The following is a 9711-nucleotide window of genomic DNA, read 5'->3' as shown; positions in this document are numbered from 1 at the left end:
TGGTGCGTCGCTGTGAGATTGTCGGTCTTATTTGTGAATTTTCGATGGCGACGCACCCTACGGCTAACTGACTGGTAAGGACACGGCGTTGCCGTGTCCCTACGTTTTGCCGCACAATCGCCAACTAAAAATCAATGCTCAAAGGCGCTCTCGGAAACGGAATCACATCCCGAATATTCCCCATTCCCGTCATAAACTGCACCAACCGTTCAAACCCCAAACCAAAGCCAGCGTGAGGCACAGTACCGTAGCGGCGCAAATCCAAATACCACCACAATTCCTCCTTATTCATACCCTGGGCTTCCATGCGCCGCTCCAACACATCCAGCCTTTCTTCCCGCTGCGAACCGCCGATAATTTCCCCAATATTAGGAGCCAAAACATCCATTGCTCGCACCGTTTTCTCGTCCTCATTTAAACGCATATAAAATGCTTTAATCCCGACGGGATAATCGCTGACAATCGTCGGCTTTTTAAACAAATCCTCAGCCAAATAACGCTCGTGTTCCGACTGCAAATCCAAGCCCCAACTTACCGGAAAATCAAACTTTTTGTCGGCTTTTTCCAAAAGTGCGATCGCCTCGGTGTAAGTAATCCGCTCAAACTGATTATTAATGATATTTTCAGCAGTAGCCAAAACCGTCTTGTCAATGCGATCGTTGAAAAACTCCATATCTTCCGGGCAACGCTCCAAAACGTATTTAAAAATGTACTTTAAAAACGCCTCAGCCAAATCCATATCTCCCTGCAAATCGCAGAATGCCATCTCCGGTTCAATCATCCAAAACTCCGCCAAATGTCGCGAAGTATTAGAATTTTCCGCTCTGAAAGTCGGCCCAAAAGTGTAAACATTTCCGAAAGCCATCGCCATAACTTCCGCTTCCAACTGACCGCTAACTGTTAAATAGGCGCGCTTTCCAAAAAAGTCTCGAGCATAATCAACCTCTTGCGAATCAGTGCGCGGCACATTCTTTAAATCAAAGTTAGTAACCGCGAACATTTCCCCCGCACCTTCGCAGTCGCTAGCAGCAATAATCGGAGTATGAACCCACAAAAAACCGCGTTCTTGAAAAAATTGGTGTACCGCCGCCGAACAAGCATTGCGGACTCGAAAGACAGCACCGTGGGTGTTTGTGCGCGGCCGCAAATGCGCGATTGTCCGCAAAAATTCAAAAGAATGGCGCTTTTTTTGCAGCGGATAAGTTTGCGGGTCTGCATCGCCGTAAACTTGCACTTGTGAAGCTTTCAACTCAATTCGCTGTCCTTTTGCTGGAGACGCTACCAGCACTCCCGACACTTCTAAAGATGCACCTGTATTCAGTTGTTTCAGTACATTTTCAAAATCTGGCAAATCGGAATTTATGACTACTTGCAAGTTAGCCATCGCCGAACCGTCGTTGACTTCCACAAAGGCAAATTCTTTCAATTCGCGCTTAGTGCGAACCCAACCTTGAACAGTTACAGTTTCGTCGGGCTCGCCACCGCGCAAAATTGCTGCAATTCGTTGATTTGTCATATCCACTCCCGTTTATTTAATATTATTTTGCACCATATTTCTCTCTTTTCTCTTCCTCTGCGCCCTCTGCGCCCTCTGCGGTAAAAAAAATCAAAAACTATCCCGCATAGGATTTCAAAATCCAACCGATTAAAATACCGAGTCCCCCAAAGCGAACTGCTTGCCAAAAAGGTTGTTTTATGCTTCCCCAAGAAAACAGGCTGCTTTCTAAATTCAACTCGATAGTTTCCAATTCTTGCTCAATTTCCCGCAATTCTTTTTTGAGTTGCGGCAATGGATTTTGGCGCACAGACTGGCGGATTTCTTCGCGCCGATGGCCGAGTTCGACTTGGCGCTGTCGATCGACCTGAATTTGAGTGTAACGCTCTTTAACTGCCGCGAGCGATCGCTCCACTGCTGCGATCGCTTGAACAAACTCACTTTCTTGCTCTTGGGGATTTAACTCTGACGGCTGTTGAGGCATTTCGATCTGCAAACCTGACAATAAAAAAACCGATTCCTAATTAAGTTGTTATTATATGCAGTATATTTTTTAAATTCAGAAACGGCAGCCCAATCCGTATAATTGCCAATTATGCTTGAAACTACACAAACAACCCAAACTGTCAACCTCAACGAGCTTAGCACGGTAGAACTAGCCCAAGCTCTAGCCGCGCGCCTCGCCATCGCCGAAAAAGATTGGCACCGCCTCAAAGCCAACCGTTCCGCGCGGGCCGGAGAGCAAGCTGCGGCCGCTTTGGTCTTTTTGCTCAAAAAACAGCCAGAAGAAGCTCTCCCGCGCTTAAAACAAGCAGCAGGATGGCTGGATAGATCGATATCTGCTCCTCCCTGTCCCACCCACGGAAAATAATTTTGAGTCTTGAGTCTTGAGTTTTGACTCGATCGGTCGCTCAAAACTTAGACAATCGCGCTGCTCGATCGAGCCACGCGATTGTCAGTTCAAAAGATTTATACTTTTTTTAACTCAAAACACACATTTTGCATTACGATCGACTATCAATAGCCAGGTCTTTCAAATTCTCAGTCCAAGCTTGGGCCCGGAAACGAAAAAATTTGCAGGTCTAGCTGAGGTGAAAACTGCTGCTTTCATAGCGGTGCTAGCGCAAGCGAGGCAGCCGGTAGCGACTGGGAAGTTCTTTGCACAGCCGTAACTCTGTACCTTGAGAATTCCACTCTACGCGATCGAATATTTGGTAAAGAATAAACAACCCCCTACCACATTCCTGTTCAACATGGGGGAGTGCAGAGTCACCTGCAACATCCTCTGCTAGGAGACTTTCACAATCATCGGTATAAAGGTTGCAACTGCAAGGAGCATTAAAGCCAGAACCTTCATCCGATATCACCCACCAATATTGGTTTTGGACGATCGAAAAACGGACTCCAACAGTTTTACCGGGGTCTAACTTGTTCCCATGCTTAGCAGCATTTACCAAAGCTTCTTGAAGCCCTAACCGCAATTCCGCTTGCCACCGATCCGGAAGCTCTGCTAGGAGCAGATCCAAAATAGGACAAAGGTATAGGGTAGAAGCGAAGCTAATCGTAATCCAATTGCGTCCGACCGGACGGGGTGAAATAGCAATCACTCAGAAAACTCCCTAACTTTCAGGTGAATAAAGTTCACACCCTGCATAGTTGGCTCCCTAGTATTCAAAATGCTAATTAATTGAGCTGCGCCGCTCTACTTCTATCTTAGAGTATCAAAGCAATTAAGAAAGCAAACAACGTCACAAAATATTCAGCGATTCTGAGAAACTTCTGCCGAGAACCATCAGTAATTTTACGTATAATTTCTCCCAGCAGCCAGATTTTTGATGTGGGCTTTTGCCAACTAGCAACGCTTAGACTCGCTCCATCCCCAAGCCGTCAACAGTTCCTACCAAACGATCCCCACCTTGAAAAGCTCGGAAATAAATGTGAAAAAGTCGATCCCTCGACCATCGCCAATCAGGTTCGACCCTCGCAGCCCCTGGGCAAGCGCCATCGCCCAGAACTTGCTTTTGCCGCCCCACAGCAAAATTATCATACCTAGGTGTGTTGCAGGCGAAACCCGATTTATTTCCTAAGTTCGACTCGGCGCACAAAAATCGCACTACTGCGATCCTCACCAAATCAACATTCGTTACAAAAGTTATTGATACTGAGTGCGGGCGAGCGCGAGATCCCAACTCGCCAAAATTGAAAAATCCTCTGCTGGCAGAAGCCAGGCGCGTTTGCCCAACTATATAAATCTGAACGTCGCGATACAATAGTTAAAGTAAATAATTATTTCTTTACATCATGCAAACAACCCCAGCCATCACCGCAGCCCCCATTCCCGGCACTTACTGGCAGTGGCGGGGGCATTCAGTGTACTACGTTCGATCCAGCGATCGGCATCCAGAACAGCCTCCCCTGCTGTTAATTCACGGTTTTGGAGCATCCACAGACCACTGGCGCAAAAATATCAGCGGCCTGAGCAAAGACTTTGAAGTGTGGGCGATCGACCTTTTGGGATTCGGGCGATCGGCAAAACCCGAAATCCAGTACAGCGGCGACCTCTGGCGCGACCAACTCCACGACTTTATCACCAACATCATCGGCCGACCCGCCGTACTAGCCGGCAACTCCCTCGGAGGCTACGCCGCCCTGTGTGTAGCCGCCCAGCGCCCCGAATCTGCCGCCGGACTGATATTAATCAACAGCGCCGGCCCCTTCAGCGAACCGCAGCCCGCACCCGAAGCCCCGCCCTTGCAAAAAGCCATATCTGTAGTAGCTAAAACCTTATTTCAGCAAGATTGGGCAAGTTTTCTGCTGTTCCAGTACGTGCGCCAGCGATCGACAATTCGGAAAACCCTAGAAAAAGTTTATCTCGACCAAAGCGCCGTCACAGACCAATTAGTAGAAGAAATTTACCTTCCCTCCTGCGATCCCGGTGCCCCCAAAGTATTCGCTTCCGTATTCCGAACACCCCAAGGCGAAAAAATCGATGTATTGCTGAGTCAATTAAACTGCCGGTTGCTAATGCTGTGGGGACAAGGCGATCCGTGGATGAATTCTACAGAAAGAAGCGCCAAATTTCGCAACCACTATCCAGAGTTGACAGAACACTTTATTAAAGCCGGTCACTGTCCCCACGACGAAGTACCAGAACAGATCAACGAACTGATTCGGGGATGGATAATTGACCAATAGTCGATCGGCACATAGACTATTGGCCCCGGCTCTCTCTTCCCTCGGAGAGGGGGCAAATTATCCGATTTGCGGTAAAAATTTAAGTATTGTGCCAACACAAATGCGGTTAATTTCTACTCAAATATTCTGAGGATACCGAAACCATGACCCGCAAAAAGACTCGCCGCAATTTTATATTGAGCAGTATAGCTGTTGCCGGCGGCATTGCAGCCGCTAACACGATCGACCAGCACGATCGGGAAATCGCAGCCGCACCCAATAATCAGGCGGCAGCCACAGTAAAAATGCCAGAACGACTGTTAGGCAACACCGGCGTGAAAGTGCCGATTTTCGGTTTGGGAGGGGCCGGACAAACACCGCTGTCGCAGCCTGGAAGAGAAGCAGAAGCGGCGGCGCAAATTGAACGCGCGATCGAACTAGGCATTCGTTATTTTGACACGGCGGCCGAGTACGGGCCCAGCGAAGAAAACTTAGGCAAAGTTTTGCCAAAATATCGATCGCGCCTATTCCTAGCCACAAAAACCTCCGCCAGAGACAGAGACGGCGCGTGGAGAGACTTAGAGCGATCGCTCAAAAGATTGAAAACCGATCGGCTAGACTTGTGGCAACTCCACCACGTCTCATTCCAAACAGAATTAGACCAAATTTTCAGTACCAAAGGAGCAATAAAGGCGATCGAAGAAGCCAAAGAGCAAAAAATAATTCGTTTTTCCGGCATCACCGGACACCACGAACCTGCTATCATTGTGGCCGGCTGGGAGCGCTATCCTTTTGACACAACATTAATCTCCCTCAACGCCGCCGAAAAACATCACCCGCGCTCCTTTGTTACCAGCGCTTTACCAGTTGCCAAAGCAAAAAACATCGGCGTCATAGCCATGAAAATACCAGCTTACGGCAAATTATTTCAGAAGGGTGTTTTAGATGGAATGCACCAAGCAATGGGCTACACGCTTTCACTTCCCGGCGTGCACTGCTGCATCATCGCCGCCGACTCAGTAAAACAATTAGAAGAAAACTTCAAAGTCGCCCAAGCATTCCAACCCCTGAACCAAACAGAAATGGCAGCACTTGAAAAACGCACTGCCGCTGCTTGGCAAGAAAATACATTTTTCCGACAGTGGACTTAAACTTCCCAATCCAAAATCCATTTTTTCCGGTGTGTTCGTTGTGGTGTATTTGTTGTGGCGCGGGCGTCTCGCCCGTGAATCATCTTATGTGCGGGCAAACGACTGCAATCAAATTGTTTGGTAGTGAGAACTTTACTGCTGCGTAAAAATACTAGAAACAACTCAAGTCCTCACTACAAACCTACAATGTTTATGTTACCGAACTGGCTTTTACCTGCCGTAAAAATATAGCAACCGCCAAGCCGATTAGGAGATTTTAAATTGCTCAAACCATTGCGAGTGTTGCTTCTTCCGTCTTCCGTCTTCCGTCTTCCGACGGACATCCGTTACATCCGTTACATAATCCGTTGCCGAACTTCCTTCTTCCTTTTGCTATATTTAAAATCACAAAACAAGGCGACCCAACCAGGTCGCCTTGTTTTTTATCATAAAAAATGCACTTTGTCAACAGCAAAGAGCTACTGTTTTTTCCGTTTAGCCTTATCTAACCGCCTGCGATCGCGCCACTCAACCGTCGTCAAATAAGCGACCCCGCCAGTCACCGTCAGCAGCAGTACAAAAGCAACTAAAACGAGAATATTAGCAATCGAAAACTCCACAACCCATCTTCCTCTGATTTTACATTTTCTACTTTCGATTTTAGATTAAAAATGTTAACAGTTAACAGTTGAAGGTTGACGGCTAACTGTTAACTGTTAACACTTCCTTCAAACTGCTGGCAAATCTTCCAAAATTGTAAACCTCACATGATTAATTGCCAGACTCCCCACGGAAACATCCTCCTTGTTTAAAGGAAGACCCCCGCTTGTGAGACTTTGAAACCGAATTCCTTTGCCAATTTCTACGTGATACCAAGCCAAACCCATAAAAAATCGCAAAGGATAAGGGCCTCTGTCTTGAATATCATCAGGATTAGATTCCATCGGCACCCAGCCAAAGCCCGGAATGTAAAACTCCAGCCAAACGTGATTGAAATCCGGTTCTAGCGGCACGCCTTTTCTGTCAGCAAAAGCCGGACACTTGTAGCGCCCGATCGTGCGGCAAGCAATCCGGTTCAACCTTGCCAAAGCCAACAACACCCCCACGTACTCGCCGCAAGAACCGATGCCGCGGCGCAGTACAATATCGGGAGTATCAATGTGAGGCCTAATCCCGTAAGAAAGTTGGTCGTAAACAAAATTGCGAATGCTCAGTAACTGCCTCAGAATATTAGTTTCCGAGCCAATGGCAGCCACAGCAGCCGATCGCACAATCTCCGTATCCATCGCCAAATTATCATTATCCACCAAATACTTAGCTGCAAACTCCGGCGACAGTTGCGGAATCTTTTCGACATCCCGAGGCGACAACTGATACTTAATCGATCGAACTTCTAACAAAGCCTTCCAGCCAAAAATTCGGCGTTCCCCAGGGTGCAGCAGATCGAACTTAAACACCGCCACCCGTTCCCCTTCCTGAATTTCCTCAGTAAAAGGCATTCCGATCGGCGTAATTTTCCTGACCTTTTGCCGGTGAGTTTCCGAAGGCAAAGCAATCCGCCACTCCAAATTTTCGATTTCTACCTCATCGAGAGGAGACAGTTCCTCCACATAAGACATTTCCATCAAAAAACCGCTTGACAGAGCGTAGCGCTCGGCTTCATTGTAGTGAAAAGACAAAGGCTGAATAAAAGTGCGATCGCGCTTCGTCAACTGAAAAGGATCTTCCGAATTTGGGTCATCCCGGATGTAAAGTTCATCCCCAGAATAAGCCACGTACAGAACCTCTTCCCCCGTCTCTGAATCCTTGTGAAAAGCCAAACCAGAAGGCGACTCAAAGGGAGTCAAAACGCTAAATTTAATCTCCCCAGTTGCCCGTTCCAAACAGTAAACAGTTTGCTCAATCTTGTCGCAAACCCAAAGTTCCTCATCCCGGACAGTGATATTTTCTACCCCTATACCGGGAGCGTAAAACCGAGTAATTTCCCGACCATTTTTCAGGTCAAAAACCAGAATATAGCCCAATCTCTGGCACGTCACATAAAGCGTAGATTTCCAAACTGCAATCCCGTCAGCAGGATAAGGAAGCGAAACAAAATGTTCCGGCTTGAGTTCAGCCATCGCCCCGTCCCGAATTGCCCCCGGACAGCAACAAATATCCTCATCCCGCGCAAACCAGAGAGTATCTTCCGAAATAGCCAGCCCGGTTGCGCCCGCAAACTTAGCCGTTTGACAAGGATTCAAAACTGTAGTGTTGTCAGTTTCTCGATCGATCTCCAATAGCAGCCCTTCGGCGCGATCGACAGCGAACAACCTATTTCCTAAAAAAGCAATGCCGTGCAGTGCCAAGACCCCGATCGGTCTTACCATCCGCAGCCCCGAAGGCTGTTTCTCCGAGAGAACTGGTGAATCGAGATTCATGCTAAATTTTTTGCCGGTATTGTACAGAAAACCTGATTCGTAACTTGTAGCCGATGCTTGAGGTTCGCCAGCAAAATTGCCGAGGTTCCTGATATCTAGGACTAACCCATCAACCGGGTTTTTTTTACGAAAATATGCGTTTTAGCCTCTTCGCAGAGTTGAAAAACCCGGAATATTAGTCTTTGTGAAAGTTAGGTTTAATAACCTCAACCCAACCTGCTGCCGTGAAGGCAAGTAAGTATAACTACTAGGCTACCACTGAAAAACGCTACACACAATTCCATATTGGTCAGAGCAACCAAACTAATCGTATCTGGCTAAAGATATAAATTAAGTACAACAGATTACTATATCCGTCAAAACCTTGGGTAGAATAAAATCGTGCGATAAAGTTCTTAGGTTATCAGAAGGCAGGTTCGTCATGGCTTGGAAGTCTGCTCTAAATATCGGTGCTCTTTCCTTAATTTTGTCTTTAGAGGCAGTTGCCGCCGGTAGTTTTTTAATACCCGCTCTTGCTCTCAACAGCCCCGCAAACAGCGTCCCGCGCCCCTCACAACCGCAGCTACCCCTCAACTGGCAAACAGTTCAACCCCCTGAACCAACCGGAAGGAAACCGAACAGCCAGCAATTGGGAGCCACGTGGAATAGCTTTCAACCGCCGGAGCAGGGAGTACCCGGAAGGCGGGAAGGGGGAGGAACCCGCGGCTTAGAATGCCCCACTGCCACAACTGCCTTAACTGCCTTGATTCCCCAATCAACTATGGGGCAAACCATATCAGCAAAGCCGACATTTTTCTACTACCTTCCCGTAGCCCTCGACAAAACAGTTCAGTTTGAGTTAGCAGACGAAAGGGACAAAACACTATACAAAAAAAGTTTTCGGATGGTAACTAGCCGTCCTGGTATCGTTAGCGTCAGCCTCGGCTCCGACGGCAACTCGCCAGCCCTGGAAGTGGGCAAAAACTATCAATGGTACTTTACTATCAAATGCAACCCAAAAAACTATAGAGATGATGTTCTCGTTTCCGGGTGGATCAACCGCACCGCACTCGCCCCAACCGTGAAAACAGAGTTGGATCGATCGGGCGACGATCGTCGCGCCAAGCTCAGCATCTTCGCCCAACAAGGTCTCTGGTACGAGTACCTGGCAACTCTAGCTCAATTGCGAATGGAGTCTCCCAGCGATGCCAGTTTAGCGCTCAAGTGGTTAGAAGCGTTGAACTCAGTCGAACTCGGCAAAATCGCCCGAGAACCCTTAATCGCAAGTGAGTTAACACCCATCACAAGAAAATAATTCGACACCAGTTTCACGCAAAGAATGCAATGGCAGGCAAGCCCCAAACCCCGATCGCCATAAGTCATTGCCAAATCTAAAATCTAAAATGGTATTGTAAAACTTCATTGAGTTTATAAGCAATTATAAACAATAATGGTATCATATCGCTATGAGTGTTGAACAAGGAATACGCACAACTCAAAGAACGGAAGTCTC

The 9711-nt window shown here is 47.5% G+C and carries 10 protein-coding genes; 4 read left to right on the top strand and 6 right to left on the bottom strand.

Features of this window, described 5'->3' with window-relative positions; genetic code table 11:
• Positions 1-124: 124 nt before the first annotated feature.
• Together asnS and QUB70_RS18555 are read right to left on the bottom strand one after the other, a co-directional pair.
• On the bottom strand, positions 125-1516 hold the full coding sequence (gene asnS, locus QUB70_RS18560; RefSeq protein ID WP_332982586.1) for an asparagine--tRNA ligase: 1392 nt from the start codon (positions 1514-1516) through the stop codon (positions 125-127).
• 97 nt (positions 1517-1613) lie between these two features.
• Positions 1614-1979 (bottom strand): DUF2203 domain-containing protein, encoded by a 366-nt coding sequence (locus tag QUB70_RS18555; protein WP_332982585.1) that lies wholly within the window; start codon positions 1977-1979, stop codon positions 1614-1616.
• Between the two features lie 111 nt (positions 1980-2090).
• On the opposite strand from QUB70_RS18555, the gene QUB70_RS18550 reads away from it, so the two are divergent.
• Positions 2091-2366 (top strand): DUF6439 family protein, encoded by a 276-nt coding sequence (locus tag QUB70_RS18550; protein ID WP_332982584.1) that lies wholly within the window; start codon positions 2091-2093, stop codon positions 2364-2366.
• Positions 2367-2613: 247 nt separating this feature from the next.
• On the opposite strand, the gene QUB70_RS18545 is transcribed toward QUB70_RS18550, so the two are convergent.
• Together QUB70_RS18545 and QUB70_RS18540 are read right to left on the bottom strand one after the other, a co-directional pair.
• A complete protein-coding gene (locus QUB70_RS18545) occupies positions 2614-3102 on the bottom strand; it encodes an ATP-binding protein (protein WP_332982582.1) in 489 nt (162 codons plus the stop codon).
• A 255-nt stretch (positions 3103-3357) separates the two neighbouring features.
• Positions 3358-3627, bottom strand: a complete 270-nt coding sequence (locus QUB70_RS18540; protein WP_332982581.1) for a hypothetical protein — start codon at positions 3625-3627, stop codon at positions 3358-3360.
• A gap of 169 nt (positions 3628-3796) precedes the next feature.
• Here QUB70_RS18540 and QUB70_RS18535 point away from each other — a divergent pair, with 169 nt between their 5' ends.
• Both QUB70_RS18535 and QUB70_RS18530 read left to right on the top strand, forming a co-directional pair.
• On the top strand, positions 3797-4690 hold the full coding sequence (locus QUB70_RS18535) for an alpha/beta fold hydrolase (protein ID WP_332982580.1): 894 nt from the start codon (positions 3797-3799) through the stop codon (positions 4688-4690).
• Positions 4691-4833: 143 nt separating this feature from the next.
• The gene (locus QUB70_RS18530) at positions 4834-5820 is read left to right on the top strand and encodes an aldo/keto reductase (RefSeq protein ID WP_332982579.1); all 987 of its coding nucleotides are present in this window, start codon (positions 4834-4836) and stop codon (positions 5818-5820) included.
• 458 nt (positions 5821-6278) lie between these two features.
• Here QUB70_RS18530 and QUB70_RS18525 read toward each other — a convergent pair whose 3' ends face one another.
• The gene (locus tag QUB70_RS18525; RefSeq protein WP_332982577.1) at positions 6279-6419 is read right to left on the bottom strand and encodes a hypothetical protein; all 141 of its coding nucleotides are present in this window, start codon (positions 6417-6419) and stop codon (positions 6279-6281) included.
• Between the two features lie 108 nt (positions 6420-6527).
• Positions 6528-8219, bottom strand: coding sequence for a transglutaminase domain-containing protein (locus QUB70_RS18520; protein WP_332982576.1), 1692 nt, complete (start codon positions 8217-8219; stop codon positions 6528-6530).
• A 421-nt stretch (positions 8220-8640) separates the two neighbouring features.
• On the opposite strand from QUB70_RS18520, the gene QUB70_RS18515 reads away from it, so the two are divergent.
• The gene (locus tag QUB70_RS18515; RefSeq protein WP_332982573.1) at positions 8641-9513 is read left to right on the top strand and encodes a DUF928 domain-containing protein; all 873 of its coding nucleotides are present in this window, start codon (positions 8641-8643) and stop codon (positions 9511-9513) included.
• Positions 9514-9711: the final 198 nt, after the last annotated feature.

The organism is Microcoleus sp. A003_D6 (assembly GCF_036702825.1).
Classification (GTDB): Bacteria; Cyanobacteriota; Cyanobacteriia; order Cyanobacteriales; family Microcoleaceae; genus Microcoleus.
The sequence above is the reverse complement of the archived record's forward strand: the minus strand, read 5'-3'. Positions and strand labels throughout refer to the sequence as shown.